This window comes from Hymenobacter metallicola (assembly GCF_004745645.1).
Lineage (GTDB): Bacteria > Bacteroidota > Bacteroidia > Cytophagales > Hymenobacteraceae > Hymenobacter > Hymenobacter metallicola.
The window spans coordinates 495,373-513,427 of the sequence record NZ_SRMB01000001.1 but is presented as its reverse complement, the minus strand read 5'-3'; the positions used below and the strand labels follow the sequence as shown (position 1 = coordinate 513,427).

At 60.3% G+C, this 18,055-nt stretch carries 13 protein-coding genes; 1 reads left to right on the top strand and 12 read right to left on the bottom strand.

Features of this window, described 5'->3' with window-relative positions; genetic code table 11:
• Window positions 1-103: 103 nt before the first annotated feature.
• The 6 genes from E5K02_RS02120 to kduD form a co-directional block, all read right to left on the bottom strand.
• Window positions 104-1,759, bottom strand: a complete 1,656-nt coding sequence (locus E5K02_RS02120; protein ID WP_135391656.1) for a UxaA family hydrolase — start codon at window positions 1,757-1,759, stop codon at window positions 104-106.
• On the bottom strand, window positions 1,756-3,282 hold the full coding sequence (locus E5K02_RS02115; RefSeq protein ID WP_135391655.1) for a tagaturonate reductase: 1,527 nt from the start codon (window positions 3,280-3,282) through the stop codon (window positions 1,756-1,758). Before E5K02_RS02115 ends, E5K02_RS02120 begins: the two co-directional genes overlap by 4 nt.
• A 10-nt stretch (window positions 3,283-3,292) precedes the next feature.
• Window positions 3,293-5,344 carry a pectate lyase gene (pelA, locus tag E5K02_RS02110; RefSeq protein WP_167856252.1) on the bottom strand — a complete coding sequence of 684 codons (2,052 nt, stop codon included), beginning with the start codon at window positions 5,342-5,344 and terminating at the stop codon, window positions 3,293-3,295.
• Window positions 5,345-5,401: 57 nt separating this feature from the next.
• Window positions 5,402-5,752, bottom strand: coding sequence for a cupin domain-containing protein (locus E5K02_RS02105; RefSeq protein ID WP_135391653.1), 351 nt, complete (start codon window positions 5,750-5,752; stop codon window positions 5,402-5,404).
• Window positions 5,753-5,764: 12 nt separating this feature from the next.
• Window positions 5,765-6,595, bottom strand: coding sequence for a 5-dehydro-4-deoxy-D-glucuronate isomerase (gene kduI / locus E5K02_RS02100; protein ID WP_135391652.1), 831 nt, complete (start codon window positions 6,593-6,595; stop codon window positions 5,765-5,767).
• A 110-nt stretch (window positions 6,596-6,705) separates the two neighbouring features.
• Window positions 6,706-7,476: a 2-dehydro-3-deoxy-D-gluconate 5-dehydrogenase KduD gene (kduD, locus tag E5K02_RS02095; protein ID WP_135391651.1), complete on the bottom strand. Its 771-nt coding sequence runs from the start codon at window positions 7,474-7,476 to the stop codon at window positions 6,706-6,708.
• A 276-nt stretch (window positions 7,477-7,752) separates the two neighbouring features.
• Here kduD and E5K02_RS02090 point away from each other — a divergent pair, with 276 nt between their 5' ends.
• Window positions 7,753-8,775 (top strand): LacI family DNA-binding transcriptional regulator, encoded by a 1,023-nt coding sequence (locus tag E5K02_RS02090; protein WP_135391650.1) that lies wholly within the window; start codon window positions 7,753-7,755, stop codon window positions 8,773-8,775.
• An 87-nt stretch (window positions 8,776-8,862) separates the two neighbouring features.
• On the opposite strand, the gene E5K02_RS02085 is transcribed toward E5K02_RS02090, so the two are convergent.
• The 6 genes from E5K02_RS02085 to E5K02_RS02060 all read right to left on the bottom strand — a co-directional run bounded on the left by E5K02_RS02085 (window position 8,863) and on the right by E5K02_RS02060 (window position 17,965).
• A complete protein-coding gene (locus E5K02_RS02085; protein ID WP_135391649.1) occupies window positions 8,863-10,053 on the bottom strand; it encodes an MFS transporter in 1,191 nt (396 codons plus the stop codon).
• A 165-nt stretch (window positions 10,054-10,218) separates the two neighbouring features.
• Window positions 10,219-11,262, bottom strand: a complete 1,044-nt coding sequence (locus E5K02_RS02080; protein WP_135391648.1) for a T9SS type A sorting domain-containing protein — start codon at window positions 11,260-11,262, stop codon at window positions 10,219-10,221.
• Window positions 11,263-11,500: 238 nt separating this feature from the next.
• Complete coding sequence (locus E5K02_RS02075; protein WP_167856251.1) at window positions 11,501-12,634, bottom strand: pectate lyase family protein; 1,134 nt, start codon at window positions 12,632-12,634, stop codon at window positions 11,501-11,503.
• A gap of 182 nt (window positions 12,635-12,816) precedes the next feature.
• Window positions 12,817-14,649: a glycoside hydrolase family 88/105 protein gene (locus tag E5K02_RS02070; protein WP_240737224.1), complete on the bottom strand. Its 1,833-nt coding sequence runs from the start codon at window positions 14,647-14,649 to the stop codon at window positions 12,817-12,819.
• 106 nt (window positions 14,650-14,755) lie between these two features.
• Complete coding sequence (locus E5K02_RS02065) at window positions 14,756-16,417, bottom strand: glycoside hydrolase family 28 protein (RefSeq protein WP_135391646.1); 1,662 nt, start codon at window positions 16,415-16,417, stop codon at window positions 14,756-14,758.
• Between the two features lie 444 nt (window positions 16,418-16,861).
• Window positions 16,862-17,965, bottom strand: a complete 1,104-nt coding sequence (locus tag E5K02_RS02060; protein WP_135391645.1) for a glycosyltransferase family 2 protein — start codon at window positions 17,963-17,965, stop codon at window positions 16,862-16,864.
• Window positions 17,966-18,055 lie beyond the last annotated feature (90 nt).

Genomic DNA, 18,055 nt, shown 5'->3' with positions numbered 1-18,055 from the left:
GAGGATGGTCTGAGTTACAATTTAGTTTTTGGTTAGTGGTTTACGGTTTTTCGCCTGCTGTTTTATATCGACCAAAAACCATAAACCACTAACCAAAACCCACTTACAAAGAAACGCCACGTTTCCAGGGAATGAAGTCGGTTTGGCCGTGGCGCACGGCGGCTACTTCCTCGCCGCTGGCCACGCGAATGACGTAGTCCAGAATCCGTTCCCCGGCCTGCTCGATGGTTTCTTCGCCGTCGATAACCGTTCCGGTGTTCAGGTCGATAATGTCGGGCATGCGCTGGGCCAGGGCCGTGTTGCTCGAAATCTTTACTACGGGCGCAATCGGGTTGCCGGTGGGCGTGCCCAGGCCGGTGGTAAAGAGCACGATGTTGGCCCCCGACCCTACCTCGGCCGTCGTCGACTCCACGTCGTTGCCGGGGGTGCAGAGCAGGTTCAGGCCCGGTTTGGTCACCAGTTCGGGGTAGTCGAGCACGGCCACGACCGGCGAAGAACCGCCTTTGCGCGCTGCCCCGGCTGATTTCATGGCGTCGGTAATCAGCCCGTCGCGGATGTTGCCCGGCGAGGGGTTCATGTCGAAGCCCGAACCCACGGCCACCGCCGACTCGCCGTAGGCCTTCATCAGGGAGCTGAACCGCTCGGCCGTCGGCTGGTCCACGGAACGGTCGACGAGTTCCTGCTCCACGCCGCAGAGCTCGGGGAATTCGGCCAGGATAACCGAGCCACCGAGGGCCACGAGCATATCCGACACATGCCCCACGGCGGGGTTGGCCGAAATGCCGGAGAAGCCGTCCGAGCCGCCGCACTCCAGGCCAATAGTCAGCTTACTCAGGGGCGCGGGCTGGCGGTGCTGGGCGTTGGCCTGCATCAGGCCGGCGAAAGTCTGGCGCAGGGCCGTGCTGATCAGGGCCTCTTCGGTGCCGATTTTCTGCTGCTCCAGAATGTAGAGCGGCTTATAGAACTGGGGGCTGCGCTTGTTGATTTCGTCCTGGAGCATGCTCACCTGCGCGTTCTGGCAGCCCAGGCTGAGCACCGTAGCACCCGCCACGTTGGGGTGGGTGATGTAGCCAGCCAGCAGGCCGCACAGGGTTTGGGCATCCTGGCGGATACCGCCGCAGCCGCCCTCGTGGGTTAGAAACCGTACGCCGTCCACGTTGGGAAACAGCCGGGGTTTCTGCCGGCTGGTTTCGGCGCCCTGCAAGTCGGCCTGCAGGATTTCCTCCACCGTTTTGCCGGCCTGCATCAAGGCAATCAGCTCCTGAGTCTGGGGCTGGTAGCTTTTCTTGCGGCCGTACCCCAGGTCGTCCACCAAGGCGGCTTCCAGGACCTGAATGTTGCGGTTTTCGCAGAATACCAAGGGAATTACGAGCCAGTAGTTGGCCGTGCCCACGCGGCCGTCGGCGCGGTGGAAGCCCATAAAGGTGCGCTCCTGCCACTTGGTTACGTCGGGCACGGGCCAGTTGAGGCGGTGCATGCCCGAAGTTTGGTCAAACGAATCGGTGGCGTGCTGAATGTTGGACGTCGTGAGCAGGCCGCCGAGCGGAATGCTCTGGCGCACTTTGCCCACGAGCACGCCGTACATGTGGACCAGGTCGCCGGGCTCGAAGGCCTGGGGGGCTACTTTATGCTTGGCCGGAATGGCCTGGGTAGTGGTAATCATGCCGTCCTTCCACGGCACGGGCGTACCGATGGGCAGGTCCGTGAGGGCTACCAGGACGTTGTCGTGCGGGTGAATCTGGGCTACTAAATGCTTCATGAGGCAAGGGAAACCTTTTGGGTGAAATAGCTGGCCAGCGTGGCCGGGGCGCCGTCCTGCAAGAGCTTGTGCAGGTACTTCTCGACGCGGGCCGCGAAGCCGGGCAGTTGGGCCAAATCGTGGCCCCAGAGGGTTTTATTACGCAGTACGGTTTGGATTAATTCCGCCGGCGCCTGGCGCTGCCAGAGGTCGGCGAAGTAGCCGGCCTTCTCGTCCTGAATCGGGTAAGCCTGGCCGTTCGCCTCGCCGTACCACACGTCGTCGTGCAGCTGGGTGCCGCGCATAAACAGCAGGTAGGCGGCAAAGCCCAGGGCCATGTAGTCGGGCACCACGGCCAGCTTCTGGTAGTAATGCAGCAGCGTGGGCACGTTGCGCATCTGAATTTTCATGGTGTAGTTGAGCGTAATGCCCAACCACCGGTGCTCGATGTAGGGGTTGCGGAACCGGTCCAGAACCTGCATGCCGAAGCGCTGCCCCACTTTTTCATCCACGCTGTAGGGAATGCCGGGCAACAGATCGGCCAGCATCAGGTTTTGGATAAAGCCAGCCAGGGCCGCGTCGTCCATGGCAGAGCGCACGGTGTCGAAGCCGGCCAGAAAGGCCAGGCCGCAGCTGAGCGTGTGGGTGCCGTTGAGCAAGCGCAGCTTCAGCTCGCGGAACAGGTCGATGTTGGGCTGCACGACAACGCCCGCATCAGCCTGCTCAAAGGACAGCACCGATTTCACGTGCGCGTCGCCTTCAATGGCCCAGAGCAAGTAGGCTTCCGACATCGTGAGCAAGTTGTCGGAGTAGCCCAGCTCAGCTTCCAGCGCGGCTTGCGTGGCGGCGTCGGGGCGGCCGGGCACGATGCGGTCCACGAGGGAGTTGCAGAACGAGTTGGCCGATTCCAGCCACTCGATGAACTCGGCGTCGAGGCCGTTGAGGTGGGCCAGCTCCAGCACGATGCTTTCCAGCTTGCTGCCGTTGTTGGGAATCAACTCGGTGGGCACGATGACCAGACCCTTATCCGGGGCGCCGCCAAACGCCTGGTAGCGGGCGTAGAGCACGGCCAGCAGCTTGCCGGGAAACGACTGGGGCGGGCTTTGCTGGATGGACTCCGAAACCAGCTGAATACCGACCTCCGTGGTGTTGGAAATAACGACCGTCAACTCCGGGTTCCGGGCTACGCGCAGCACCTGCTCCCACTGACTTTTGGCCGACAAGACCCGGCTAATGGCCGAGCAGACCACGTTTTCCTCGATGGTACTGCCATCTTCCACCCCGCGGATGCTGAGCGTGTAGAGCCCGTCCTGCCGGTCGAAAGCCGTAGCGTCGCCCCCGTCGGTCGACTTGACCACCACGATGCGGCCGTTGAAGATGCCCTGGCGGTTGGCTTTGTCGATGAGGTAGTCGGGCAGGCCGCGCAGCAGCACGCCCGTGCCGAACTGCAATACCTTTTCGGGCAGCTCAAAGTGCTCCGCCTCGGGCATAACGACGGCCGCCGACGAGAGGGCCAGTGCCGCTTGTTTGGATAAGTTGGCCATAATCAGAGCCTTAGATTTTACTTCCTTCTTTCTTCTCCCACTTCTGCTGCCACTTCGGATAGTCCTTGGTTAGCAATTTCTGCGGCCAGGTGCTGGCGTACACGTAGCCCGTCCGGCGCTCATTCTCAATCTCGCTGAGCTGGCTGCGCTTCTGCCCGTCGCGGCCCACGTACATCGGCTGGTTCGTATCCAGGTCGTAAAACCGGGCCCAGAGCACGCTGCCGGCTTCGGGCACAATGACCCGGTCACGCCCCGTGGGCTGGGAGGCATCTACCACGTCTTTCAGCACGAAGCCTTCCATCTTCACTTCCTGAAACCAGGCGATGGCTGCCTGAATCGACTTTTTCACCTCGGGCGAGGGGTTGTCGAGGCTCATCAGAAACTGCACGATGCCCACGCTCTCGGCCCCGCTGAGCGAGGCCAGCTCGAAGGCCCGGGCCTTTACCGGCAGCAGGGTTCTCCGGTCGTGCTGGGCGCACCAGGCCGTAAGCTTGCCGCGCTGCACGTACTGGGTTTTGAGAATGCAGCTCACGCCCTTGTCCACGGCAAGCTTCGCGGCCGGGGCCAGCGTCGGGTCCAGGGCGGCGTAGTCGGCTTGTTTCTCGGCTACGGCCTTGAGCAGAGTCAGCACCCGCACCATGGCGTTGTCGTTGTAGGTAATCTGGGCCCGGTAGCTGCTGCTGTCGGGGTAAAACTGGGGAAAGCCGCCGTTTTTATGCTGCATCTTGAGCAGGTAGCGGATGCCCTTTTCGGCGGCCGCGCGGTAGGCTGCGTTACCGGTAGCTTTGTAGGCCTTGGCCAAATACTCGATTTCCCGGGTCGTGGCGTTGTTATCGATGGTGGCGTCCTTGCGGTTAGCGTCGGCCAGGGTAGCGGCTTTCACGGCAGCGCTGAGCGGGGCCTTGTAGTCCACCTTCTTTTCCTTCACGGCCTTGGGCCAGCCCCCGATGCTGCGCTGATACACCAGCATTTTCTCGGCCGTGGTATCCACTGCTTCGGCCAGCAGCCCGCCCATTTTCAGAGTTTGGGAAGCGGCAGCCGAGCGGCTGCCAAACTGAGGCCAGCGACTACCGAACGTCCAGGCGGCGTCAATCTGCTTGGCTTTGGGCGCGTTTTCGGCGGTATTCAGGTTGTCGCGGTGCCAAGCGTAGTCGCCGCCCTGCCGGTGGCAGCCCGCGTAGTACACCCGGCGGCCCCACTGCGGCGCGCCCTTGCCCGACGGCGCCGGGTAGATATCCGCGTCGGCCATGTTCTTGGGGAACTGGCAGTCAATCAAATAGAACTGCGACTCGGTGTGGTAGCGGCCCAGCTTGAAGTTGTCGTCGCCCTCGAAGGTGCAGTTCTTGAGCACCGTTTTGGCGTCTTTGCTGCCCGAGCCGTCGTGCCAGATGGCGGCATTCATATTGTGGCAGATAAAGCGGCAATTCTCGGCAAAGGCCCAGCCGCGCGGACAGTAAAAGTCCACGCTGCCTTCCAGGGTGCAGTCTTTGAAGTAGTACACCCCGGCCTCGGCATCCCAGGGGCTCACCGTGTCGTTGCCCAGGGTCCGGAAAGTGCAGTTCTTCACCGTCAGCCGGGTCGTGCCCTTGCCGGTGTACAGCGCCATCTGGTGGTCCGACTTCTTGATCAGCTTCTTGCCCGTGGGGTCCGAGGGGCAGTCGATGGTGACGGGGCCGGTGGCTTCGGCGCCGTAGGTGTTCAGTACCGTCAGCTTTTCGAGCGTGATATCGGGGCTGTTGCGCAGGCTCAGCGTGGCAATGGTCCAGTCGTTGGCATTGGCCGGGTCGCAGCGGAAAATAGCGTTGGCCTGGGAAAAAGTCAGGATTACGCCCTTTTCCGATTCGCCCTGCAGGGTAAGGTGGTCCTTGCCGTCGATAAAGACCTTCTCTTTATAAGTGCCTTTTTTAATGCGAATCACCCGTTGCTGGGTGCTGCTGGCGGGCAGGCTGTTGACGGCGGCCTGAATGGTCGGGAAGTCGCCCGAGCCATCCAGGGCCACCGTCAAATGCTGGGCGTAGGCCGAGGAAACCTCTCCCAAAATTGCCCCTGCCAGCACCAGCATTGCCTTCAAATACCCTTTCATCAATTCTTTTTCTTTCAGTCGAGTTGCCCCTGAGTTCTACACAAAATCTTCCCGCATCGGCGAAAAGGCATCAATCAGCACGCCGGCTTCGAGGCAGACCACGCCGTGCCACACGTCGGAGGGCACGTAAAACGCGTCGCCGGCACGGAGCACCTGTTTCTGCTCGCCCAGCGTCACCTCGAACACCCCACTCTGGATGTAGCTCTGCTGCACGTGTACGTGGTGGTGCAGGGCCCCTACCCCACCGGTTTCGAAAGTCACTTTCACCAGCATCATCTGCGCGTCGTAGGAAATGATGCGGCGGCGCATGCCAGGCCCGACATCTTTCCAATCGGCACCTTCTTCCGAAATGAAGCTGGCTGGCATTTCTTTAAAGTCAATTGTCATGCTAGCAAGCAGTTAGCGAAGCTGGTCCAGCGCCACGGCGTCCATGTCGGTGTACTCGCGGTTTTCGCCGGCCATACCCCAGATGAAGGCGTAGTTGCTCGAGCCGCAGCCGGTGTGAATCGACCACGGCGGCGAGAGGATGGCCTGTTCGTTGCTCACCCACAGCGGGCGGGTTTCCGAGGGCTCCCCCATCAGGTGCAGCACCCGCTGCCCGGCGGGCAGATTGAAATAGAGGTAGGCCTCCATACGCCGGTCGTGGGTGTGCGAGGGCATGGTGTTCCAGACCGAGCCGGTTTTGAGCTGGGTCAGGCCCATCACCAGCTGGCAGCTCTGGATGCCTTCGGCGTAGATGTACTTATAAATGGTGCGCTGATTGGCCGTTTCCACGGCGCCCATTTCCACGGGCGTCGCTTCGGCCTGAGTTTTGAGCGTGGTCGGGTGCTCGGCGTGGGCCGGGGCCGACAAGAGGTAATACCGGGCCGGCTCATCGGCCGAGGCGCTCAGAAACTGTACGTCCTGCGCGCCTTTGCCGACATACAGGCAGTCCTGGTTGCCCAGCTCGTAGGTCGTGCCGTCTACAGTGACCTGGCCGGCGCCGCCCACGTTGAGGATGCCCAGCTCCCGGCGCTCCAGGAAGTAGTCGGCCTTCAGGTTAGCTGGGTTGGGCAGCACCAGGGGCTTGTCGGTCGGCACGGCGCCGCCCACAATCATCCGGTCGTAGTGGGTGTAGACCAGGGTAATATCATCAGCCACAAACAGGCGTTCAATCAGGAAATTCTCCCGGAGTTCGGTCGTATTCATGCCCGCAGTTTCGCGGGGGCTGATGGCAAAGCGTTGGGTCATCGGGGAAGTGGTGAGGTGGTGAGATGGTGAAATTGGAAGTTGATGGAGGTAGCGAAGCAGGAGTAGTTGAACAAAAAACTCACTATTTCACCACTTCCCAATTTCACCTTTTACCGGCCCATCCAGCCGCCGTCGACGGTGAGGATGGTGCCGTGGATGTAATTGGCGGCCTCGGAGGCCAGGAATACGGTGGGGCCCTTGAAGTCGGCGGGGGTGCCCCAGCGGCCGGCCGGAATGCGGGCCAGAATGCTCTGGCTGCGGTCCGGGTCGTTGCGCAGGGCCTCGGTGTTGTCGGTGGCAATGTAGCCGGGGGCAATGGCGTTGACGTTGACGCCGCGGCCGGCCCACTCGTTGGCCAAAGCTTTTACCAGGGAGCCGATGGCGCCCTTGCTGGCCGCGTAGCCCGGCACGTTGATGCCGCCCTGAAAGGTCAGCAGCGAGGCGGTGAAGATGATTTTGCCCGAGCCCTGCGCCAGCATGCGCCCTCCGATGGCGCGGGCCAGGCGGAAGGGCGCGTCCAGATTAATATGGAGTACCTCGTCCCAGAGTTCGTCCGAGTGCTCAGCGGCCGGGGCGCGCTTGATAGTACCGGCGTTGTTGATCAGAATGTCGATGCGGGGAAAATCCTGCTGCACCTTTCCGATAAAGGTATCCACGGCGGCGCGGTTGCTGAAGTCGGCCTGGTAGGCGTAGAAGCGGCGGCCCAGGGCCCGCACCTGCTGCTCGGTTTCGGAGCCGCTCAACGCCAGCGTGGCCGAGACGCCAATGATGTCGGCGCCGGCCTCGGCCAGGCCCAGGGCCATAGCCTGCCCGATACCCCGGTTACAGCCCGTAACGATGGCAAGTTTACCGGCGAGGCTGAAGCTAGGGGCAGTATGCATAGGACGAGGCTTTTCGTAATTTTTTAGGGAATCAGAATTGGTTTTGGGCACGATGGGCCCAGAAACCGGTTTGATAAGTTTACACGACTACCCAGGCAAAAGGAAGAATAGCACAATGTTTATTTGCGCAAACGTTATCGGGAACGTTGCCGATAGCGCTTTTTGCCGGGGGTCAAAACTGGGATGAAGAGAAATTCGGAATAGAACTCTACTTTAGGCCCCGAAATGGCCTCCTTTCCAGCCTTTCGCATAATTGCACTTTAACAAGCCCACCCCTTGGATAACGTTACTATAAAGGATATTGCCAAGGCGCTGAACCTGTCGACCTCCACCGTGTCGCGGGCCCTGCGCGGGAGCTATGAGATTAACGCTGAGACCAAACGGCTGGTCATGGAATACGCCGAGCGCCTCAACTATCGGCCCAACCCGATTGCGCTCAGCTTAAAGGAAAACCGCAGCCGCGCCATCGGCGTCATCGTTCCGCAGATTGCCAACTACTTCTTTTCCCAGGCCATCAACGGCATCGAGGCCATTGCCTACAACCGCGGCTACCACGTTATTATTTTCCAGACCCACGAATCCTATGAGCGGGAAGTAGTGAACATGCAGCAGGCCGTGTCGCGGCGGGTAGACGGGCTACTGATTTCCCTTTCCAGCGAAACCTCCGACGTTACGCATCTCAAGGAGCTGCAGGATCAGGGCATGCCGGTGGTGTTGTTCGACCGGGTTTCGTCGGAGCTGAACGCTACGCAGGTCGTGGCCGACAACTTTAAGGGCGCTTTTGAAGCTACCGAGCACCTGATCTGGTCGGGCCGGCGGCGCATTGCCCACCTCACCATTCCTCCCTTTCTTTCCATTACCCAGGAGCGCCTGGCCGGCTACCGCGCCGCGTTGGAAAAGCACGGCATCCCGTACGACGAAAACCTGATTCGCTACGGCACTTTCGGGCCCGATGAGGTCGGCCCCATGGTGGATGAGCTACTGGCCCAGAACCCACGGCCCGACGCGTTTTTCACCGCCAGCGACCGGCTCGCCGCCGGCTGCCTAGGGGCCCTGCAGAAGCGCAACCTGCGCATTCCCGAGGATATCGCCCTGATTGGCTTTACCAACATGACCGTGGCCGAGTTGCTTTCCCCGCCCATGAGCACCGTGGTGCAGCCAGCCCAGGAAATCGGGCAGGTGGCTGTCGAGCGCCTCATTGAGCTCATTGAGCGCAAGCAGAAAGCCGCCCCGCCGAGCGTGATTAAGATTCCGACGACGCTCGTGGCCCGCGACTCGACCCGCACCATTGTGGGATAATGTGGCTCAATACTCACCTTTACCTAGAAATGCGCTCCGGCCAGGTGCCAGGGCGCATTTTTTATGACTTCAGAACCCGGCTGACCATTATTCTTCCACCCGGGACACCAGCAGCACAACAACGAGCCCAAGCACGGACATCAGCGCCAGCGCCCAGCGCAGATTGGCAGCGGAGGCAATAAAGCCCACCACCGGCGGCACGATCAGAAAGCCTAGGTAGCCCACGGTAGAGACGCCCGCAATGGCCGCTCCCGTGCTCAGGGTGCCGGAGCGGCCCACCATGCTGAACACCATCGGCACCACGCACGACACACCCAGGCCGACCAGCGCGAAGCCTAAGCCGGCCGTAAGCGGCAGCGGCAGCAGGGCCGCCAGCACCAGTCCGCTGGTCATCAGCAGGCCACTCAGGCGCAGCAGGAGCTTCACGCCGTAGCGGTTCACGAGCCAGTCGCCCAGGAAGCGGCCGGTCGTCATGGCCACCATGTAGGTAGCAAAGCCGGCGGCTACCCAGTTTTGGGGGGCATGCACAGCTTTGTCGAAATAGACCCCGCTCCAATCGTACATCGTGCCCTCGCAGGCCATGGACGCAAAGCAGATCAGGCCGAATTTGAGGAGGTGCTTATCGGGCAGGGCAAACCGGGGGCGGGCGCGCTGGTCGGGAGACGGCGGGGCGGGCGCCAACTCCAGGCTGCGCGGGAAAAAGGCCAAGGCCAGCCCCGTGAGCACCGTACCCACGGCCACAAAATGGTAGCCCGGGGCGATATTCAGGCTAATCAGCAGGGCTCCCACGGCCGCGGCCCCGAAGCCAGCCACGCTCCAGACCCCGTGAAAAGTGGCAATGATGGACCGCTGGTAGAGCGCCTGCACTCCCACCGACTGCGCATTCATCGAAATATTGAGCAGATTGCGCGAGCAGCCAAAGCAGAACAGCACCGTTACGAGTTGCCAGGTAGTGGTTGCGAAGCCCAGCAGCCCCAGGGCCACATTGTAGAGCACGGCTCCAACCAGCATGATCTGCCGGCTGCTGAAGCGCTGCAGCAGATACCCCGTTACGGGCAGGGTCAGGAGCAGGCCGGTGGGCAGAGCCAGCAGCACACCGCCCAGCTCGGCCTCACTCAGGCCAAGCTGCTGCTGAATTGTAGGAATACGGGAAGCCCAGGTAGCGTAGCCGAAGCCGGATACCAGGAAAAATACGCCGATAGCCAACCGGGCCGCGGCAGCTCTAGGCTCTGAGGCAGCGGCCGTGTGCACCTCGGCCGCTGGTGGGGATACGCTCATGTACTTTGCTCTAATCACCGAATTAGCAGCCGTATACGCGGCGGCGGCCCCAACGCCGAATCTACTTGGCGCCAGCACTGGCTACGGTGGGACTTCTACCCAACAAAAACGCCGCCCGGCTTATGTCGGGCGGCGTTTTTTGGTACGCACGTAAGTAGAGTGGCGTTATTGCTTTACCACTTTGGAAGTGATGCGCTGCTGACCGTCCGAGTATTCGACCATGTACATGCCGGCCGACAAATTTGCCAGGCGCACGTCGGTGCTGGTCGAATTGGGCTGGGCCGCAAACGAGGCTACTTTCTGCCCGCTGAAGGAGTACACCGCCACCGTAGCGCCTTTCGGAGCGGCAGGGTGAGCCACCAGCAGGTTGTCCTGGGCGGGGTTGGGATACAGGTTCAGGGCCTGCTTGGCCACGGTGGCCTTGTTTGCCAGCGTCACGGCCTGCAGACTCTTGAGGGTTACGTTCTTCAGCAGCACGTAGCGGCCTACGCCGCTGCTGCCCGCGCCAAAGTACAGGCGCAGCGTCAGCGTTTGGCCGGCGGCCAGGGTTACGCCATCCGTACCGTTGAGGGCAAAGCGGAAGGTGCTGGGCACTCCACCGGTAGCGTACTGGGGCAGCACCGCGCCGGCCGAGGAAACCCCGCCCGTGGCCGATCCAAACGAGCCGTTGGCCGTGGCGGGCAGCACGCCGCCGGGCGTGATAACAGTAGAGTTGTTGATGGCCGGGCCTTTCGAACCAGTGATGCTGGCGGAGTCGGCCGTGAAGTTGCTCAGCGAGTACATCACCACGATTTTACCAGCGGCCGTGCTGACCATGGCTGCATCCAGAATTACTGAGTCGAGGCGGGTAGCGGCCGAAGCCGTGGCCGTGAACTGCTGATAAAATGTGCGGCGCGGGTTAGCCCCCGGACCGGGAGGCGTGTTGTTGGAGCTCCAGCCGCCACCATTGGCCAGCACGGCAAAGGCCTGCCCGGTAGCCGCCGAGTAAGGCGCGTAGGCAGCGGCACCCGTGGGAACCTGCCCATCCGAAAGTGTTAGGCGTCGAAACGTCGAAGGTGCTCCGGTCAGGCCAGCCGAACGCACGGCTGGGTTATCCTGGTTGTTGACCAGCAAGGGCCACTGGACAAAACCCCGGGTCTGAGCCACGGCTTTATCCGACAGGGCAACCGAGGCCAACAAGGCAAAACCAGTAAGTAGATTTTTCTTCATAAGGAAGGGAAACTGTTTGTGGGAATTTTACAGATAGATGCTTCCAGGGGCTGCATCAAGCCCTGAAGACGCTTTCTTAAATTTTCACTATTCGAAGCAGAATGAGAAGGATCCGGCTTCTTAAATTTGCGCAATCGTTACCGGGAACGTTGCCAGAACCACGCAGTTGCTCCACAAGCCGCCCGTTATGGGCAACTACACCGGGCTTGCGGCCTTGCTTTCACAGCTACTGACGCCTTTAGAGTCGGCCTACTCCGGCTCCTTTCACCACGATTTCCCGGACCTGAGCTGCCTCATGCAAAGCACTGGCGTAGGCATAGGGCGGCGTAAAGGAGCAGGAACTCGTTGTGGGCTGGGAGCCCGAGCAGCCCACGTACAGATTATCGGCGGCATCCCACTTGCCCGGCACACTGCTATTTTTGGTCGTAACTGGGTCCTTGGTGTCCTCAAAGTAGTTTTTCTCCACCCGCACGCAGGCATCCATGCGGCTGTTGATGCCGGTGCCGTAGACGTGCTTGTAGTAGTTATTGAAGACGTGCCCGGTTCCGAAGCGGTACACGGGCACCCGCTCGTGAATGTTGTTGTAGTAGTTGTGGTGGAAGGTCACCTTCCGGTCGCCGGTGTCCTTGTCGGAATTGCCGATCAGATGGGCCTTGTGGTGGTCGTGGAAGTAGCTCCAGGAAATGGTGATGTAGGCACTGGCTCCCTTGGCATCGATCAGGCCGTCGTAAAGATCCTGGTTAGGTTGGGTAGCAGGGTCCTGGTTGAAGAACTCACAGTGGTCGACCCAGATGTTCTGGCTGCTGCCCTGAATCGTGATACAGTCCCCATCGTTGACGGCTACCTGGGGCCGCTTCTCATCGTTGATCTTGGTGTTGGTGACCGTGGACATCGTGAACTTCAGGTTCTGCACAATGATGTTGCGCTTGCTGCTGATGTTGAGCCCCACTCCTTCCAGAAACCCGTTCTTGCCCACGCCCAACAAGGTTTTATTGGAATTCACGTTGACAGAAGCACCCTGAGTGCCGGCCGAAATCGGGCGGTCGATGGTAATGACCAGCGGCTCGCTGCTCTTGGCAAACTCCAGCAGCTCTGCCAGGGTACTGGCGGTCACCGTGCGCCCCCCAGCCCCGCCCGTCGTGCCCCCGTTTTCAGCGGCAAACCCAATCAAACCAGTCGCCGGCCCCGCTTCCACCGCCGCAGGGCTGGTAGCCGCCGGCAAGGTAGCCGCCACCGATTCTTGAGGCTTTTTGGCACAAGCTAGCAGGCCTAGCAGCAGGGCCGAGGCAAGCGCGGGCGAAGTCAGGGGCAACAGGCGGTGGTACCCACCGCGGCGCGCGGCGGTAAGCAAGGGTAACAGGTGGTGCTTCACAATTGGTGGTTCGTAAGAGAAAAAAGCCGGCCCAAGCGTCGCTCCGGCGGCCGTAAGAAGAGCGAAAACTTACCACGGGAAAGCCCAAACCCTCCACTGGCCGCCCGGCCCCGCGTCCCCTTCCGGAACGGGGCCGGGCTTTCTTCACCCCAAGGTCAGCTTCGGGTTTGCGCTACGTAGGCCTAGCGTTTAGACTGTTGCAGCAGCCAGGTTGCCAGGTCTTTGCCCGCTTGAAAATTCTCGTACTCAGCCGGAATCTTGCGGCCGTCGACGTATTCATTGTACAGCCACGGGTCGCCCACGGCCAGCACGGTGCCTTTGCCGAGCTTGGCGACGGCCACAATCTGGTCCTGGCCCTGGGTAATAACGGGTTTAGCAGGGTCCTGCAGGCTTAGGGGCGAGAGTTCTTTGATGTAGGCGGCGCGGGCGTTGGTAAAGACGGGGTTACCGGCTGGCAACACCACTTTGCCCTGCTCGAACTGGCTGCCTTTCACCATGTTCACGCTGCGGTTGGTGAACTGAATGCCGAAGTTCTTGGCCAGCTCGTTGAAATGCTTGATTTCGCAGTTCGCCGTGTCGTTGGCCATCAGCACCAGTACGCCACCATCTTTCACCCAGTCGGTCAGCACCTTGGAGTCGGCGGCCCCAATGAAGTTGGGCTTGGCCGTTTCTTTCTTGGTATCGGGGTCCACCAGGATGTACACATCCACGCCCTTAAGCGCGGCTTTGGTGGGCGCTGTCGGAATAGAAACCGTCTTGGCGCCTAGGTCACGGAAGGTATTGCCCCAGAGCCAGAAGCCCGAGTGCATCCGGTCTTCCCAGGTATAGTGAAACCGCTCCTGCTGGCCGGTAATGGCGCTTTTGCGGTATTCGTTGTTGAAATAATAGTCCAGGCCGATGGTCTTGTTCTTGCCCACGTTCTGGGTGGCGGCAATTTCCATTTCCAGACTAGCCATAATAAACGGACCCACACCCTTCAAGTCGTTCTTGCGCAACGGCTCCGAGAGGTAGTACTCAAAGCTGCCGTCGCGGTAGGGGTTGCCACCTAGGCCGCCCACACTCACGGTGCCGTTGAAAGCCAGGGCGCCGTTTTCTTCGGCCACAAACGTTTTAACCAGTCCGTCGTAGCCCTTCTTGGCCACGTCAGCGTACTTTTTATCGAGGTAGCCCATGCGCACACCTTTCTGCAGGAAGTAGACAAACATGCTGCTGCCCGAGGCCTCGGCGTAATTGCCCTTGCGCGCGGCCTGGTCGACGACAAGCGACCAAGTCCCGGTTTTCGAATCCTGGTACTTGGCCAGCACCGGGGCCAAGCGCTGCACATCCTTTATCAGCTGCTGACGCTGCGGATGGTTCTGGGGAAAGTAGTCGAGCACGTCCACCAGCGCCATAGCGTACCAGCCCATTCCCCGGTCCCAGAAGTTGGGGCTTTGGCCGGTGGTTTTGTTGGCCCACTTCTGCTCCTTGCTTTCGTCGTAGCCGTGGTACATGAGCCCCGTTTTGGGGTCGACCAGGTTCTTCTCGATCAACGCAAACTGCTTGGCCACGTCGTCGAAGCCCTCGGGCCGGTTGAAAACGGCGCTGTACTCGGCGTAGAACGGCTCGGCCATGTAGAGGCCGTCGAGCCACATCTGGTTCGGGTATACCTTTTTGTGCCAGAAGCCGCCGGCCTTGGTGCGGGGCTGCCCGTCGAGCTGCTTGCGCAGGAGCTGGGCCGCCTTGATGTACTTTTCCTGCTTGGGCACCGAGCTCTGGCTCAGCGTGAGCAGAGCGTGGCCGGTGGTCAGGTTGTCGAGGTTGTAGTCCTCGAGCTTGTAGGTCCGGATGGTGCCGTCCTCGCGCACAAACTGGTCGAGGTCCTTCTGAATGTAGGTGAAGTACTTCGCATCGCCGGTGCGGTTCCAAACCCGCTCCAGGGCCTTGAGCATCAGGCCCTGCTCGTAGTCCCAGCGGGCGGTTTTGCGGGAGCCAATCAGGATGGAATCGGGGTGCCAGCCGATAAAGGCATCAGCCATGCGCTGCGACATGGGCTTAGCAGTCGAGGCAGCGGTCTGGGCCTCGGCGGCCGAAGTCAGAGCCAGCAGGCTCAGGAGCAGAGAAACGGATTTCTTCACAGGGATTTTACAGCTTGGAAATGGTTACCGTTTTCTTCGAGACTTTGTCGCCAAACTCCAGGTCTTTCTTGGCCGCTTTGGTGTCGGTGCCCACCAGCTTCACGTTCTTGGCCCGGTCGCCCGTTACGCGCATCAGCAGCTCGGCGCCCGGCGTGTAGCGAATTCCGTCGAGGCTGATGTCTTTGCTGTTCTGGATTTCCATGACCGGCATGGTGTCCTTGCTCAGCAGGGTCACGTTTTTCAGCCGGATGTTCTCGGCCTCAATGCACACCAAGCCCTTTTTGCTTTGCAGCACGGCGTTTTCAATAGAAATGTCGCGCAGGGGCATTTCGGGCAGGCCGCGCATCATGATGCCGGTTTCGGCCCCGTTGCAGGTGATATTCTTGATGTCGATGCGGCGAAACTGGGGCGTGCCTTCCCCGAGCGGCTCGGCCTTAATCACGGGCGGGGCCGTCGACTCGCCGGCCAGGGGCACTGGGTCTTTGGCCATGTAGTAGAGGTCAAAAATCACGGCCTGGCCCACAATGTCCTTCATGTCCACGTTGTTGATGAAGATATTCTCCACCACTCCGCCCCGGCCGCGGGCGGCCTTGAAGCGCAGCCCCACGTCGGTGCCCATGAAGGTCAGGTCGTAGGCGTAGATGTTGCGGGCCCCGCCCGACATTTCCGAGCCAATCACGAAGCCGCCGTGGGCGTGGTACACTTTCGTGTCGCGGATGATGAAGTTTTCGGTGGGCATGCCCCGCTGCCGCCCCTGCTCGTCGCGGCCCGATTTGATGCAGATGCCGTCGTCGCCCACGTCGAAGGTGCAGCCTTCCACGATGCCGTTTTTGCACGACTCCAGGTCGATGGCGTCGGTGTTCTGCCCATACTCGGGGTTGAGCACCGTCACGTTGCGCACCGTAATATCCTCGCTCATCAGCGGGTGCAAGGACCAGGCCGGCGAGTTCTGGAACGTCACCCCTTCCAGCAGCAGGCGCTTGCAGTGGTCGAGCACGAGCATGTCGGGCCGCAGGAAATCCTTGATTTCCTCGTAGTCCTTCACGTCCTTCCCCGGCTTCAGGTAAAAGGCTTCGGGAATAGTTGAGCCCTTGAGCGAGGAGGCCGACGGGTACCAGGTATCTTTTTTCTCGTTGGTCACCCCGCCGCCTTCCACCAGGCGCTTCCACTGGGTTTCGGTCAGCTTGTTTTTCTTCACCGAGCGCCAGGTGCCCCCGTCGCCGTCGAACACCCCTTTACCCGTAATGGCAATGTTTTCGAGGTCTTTACCGTAGATCTGGGCCTGGTTGCGCACGGCGGCCACCCCTTCCCAGCTGGTCTTGATCAAGTGGTAATCAGCGCGCTCCTTGCTGAACTGGACCAGGGCGCCTTTGGCCAAGTGCAGGTTCACGTTGCTACGCATTTCGATGGGGGCCGTAAGCCAGTGCCCGCGGGGTACCAGCACGACGCCCCCACCGGCTTTGCCAGCGGCGTCAATGGCTTGTTGAATAGCCGTAGTTTTGGTCAGCCCGTCGGCCACGGCGCCGAACTTGAGAATAGACAGGGTATCGGCGCGAAAGGCAGGCGTTTTGACGGCCGGTAGATTAGGCTTGGGTTGGTCGGCGGCCGCAGCACTCAGGCTGGCAAGTAGCAGGCTAAAGGCGGCCGGGGAAGCAAAAGGAAATTTCATACGGGGTGGTTAACGTCTACCGGGGGTGGTGGGAAAGCAGACTACGAAAGGAAGCAACCAGGCAAGCAGACAACACTACCGAATTGCTTCCTTGATTACACTATTCCAAGAAGTAAGCCAGAAGATACCCTAGCCTATCCGTTCGTTAAGATTGAAGGAAATTCAGGATTCTTCACAGGAAGGTCTTTATTTTCTATGCAAACGTTACCGGGAACGTTCTCACTACCGCCTATATCTTCTGCTTTAATCAGCCTTTAATTTATCTTTTAAGAATAGCTGCCTGCTCGGCGTTCCCGCAGGCAGCAGCTGTGGGCTCAACCAATTGACTTTTCCCAACCTGCCGGTAACCAATACCCCGAAAGCAGGACGCGTGCCAAAAGCCCGAGGAGGCCTTTGGCACGCGTCGTAAAACTCACGAGAATTTTGCCGACCGCAGCAGCGGGTTTAGGCACCCGCTAGACGGGCTTTTCTACGGACCCGCTCCACAACCGGCTGTACGCTGAGGACCGTCGGTATGGGTGGAGCAAACCGCGCCTTCAAATCTTTCACCCAGAACTTCAGCCGTAGCTTGGCTCCGAGGGGATATTCCCGGCTGAGGGGGAAGTTGTAAAAGGTTTGCAAGCCTCGGACGCTCGAACTGCAATTATTGTAACAGGTCAGGAACCATCGTTCGGCAATGCATTTGAGCATTGTGGCCGAGTGAAGCGAAGTGCTGACTTGGGTATGCACATAGAGTTTCCAGAGCCAGGTGTGCACCTCTTCCAACGACAAATTGCCCAGGCGGAACGGGTAACTGCATACGGTATTATGCACCCGTAGCTCCCGCCGGGTAAAGGGAATGTTGATGTCGCGTAGCAGCCGCTCCCGGATTCGGTTGGCCTGAGCCAGGCGCGCAGCAAGAATTTTGGCTTTGACCGGGGCCGCCTGCGTCCGGTACTGCACCAGCACCTCGGGCTGATTCACCATCGTGACCTTTTGGGCCGCCCGGGAGATGAAGTCGTAATCTTCCGTCTGGGCCAGCGACTCATCATAACTCAGCCCATGCTCGCGCAGGATGCTCCGGCGGAAAAACACCGACGGATTACCAACCGGCATATCAAATAGCACCGCGCTGCGAATCTGGTCGGTGGAAACCGGGTATTCATACACCAGGCGCGACTCGCCGATACATTGCAGGAAACTGCCTGTTAGGTCCACTTCCGGATGTTGTTCCAGAAATGCGACCTGCGTCTGTAGCCGCTGCGGCAGGGCAATATCGTCGGCGTCCATTTTGGCGATGTAGCGCCCCCGGGCCAGCTGGGCCGCATAGTTGTCGCAGAAGGCCCGGCCTTTGTTCTCCGGCATGCCGAATACCCGCACACGTGGGTCGGCTGCGTAGGTCTGGGCTACCGCCCGGCTACCATCCGAGGAGCAGTCATCGACAATAAGCAGCTCGAAATCAGTAAAGGTTTGGTGCAGGACACTTTCTATGGCCGGTCGCAGAAAATGGCCGCCATTGTACACGGGCATGATTACCGATACCATTGGGGGTTGCAGCACATCCATCATGATGATTTGGGTTAAAGAGAACAACTCAACACTACCTACTTCTCTCCTCAAAGCGCCCTGTATCAGGCAGCTATACTTTTAACACGGCCA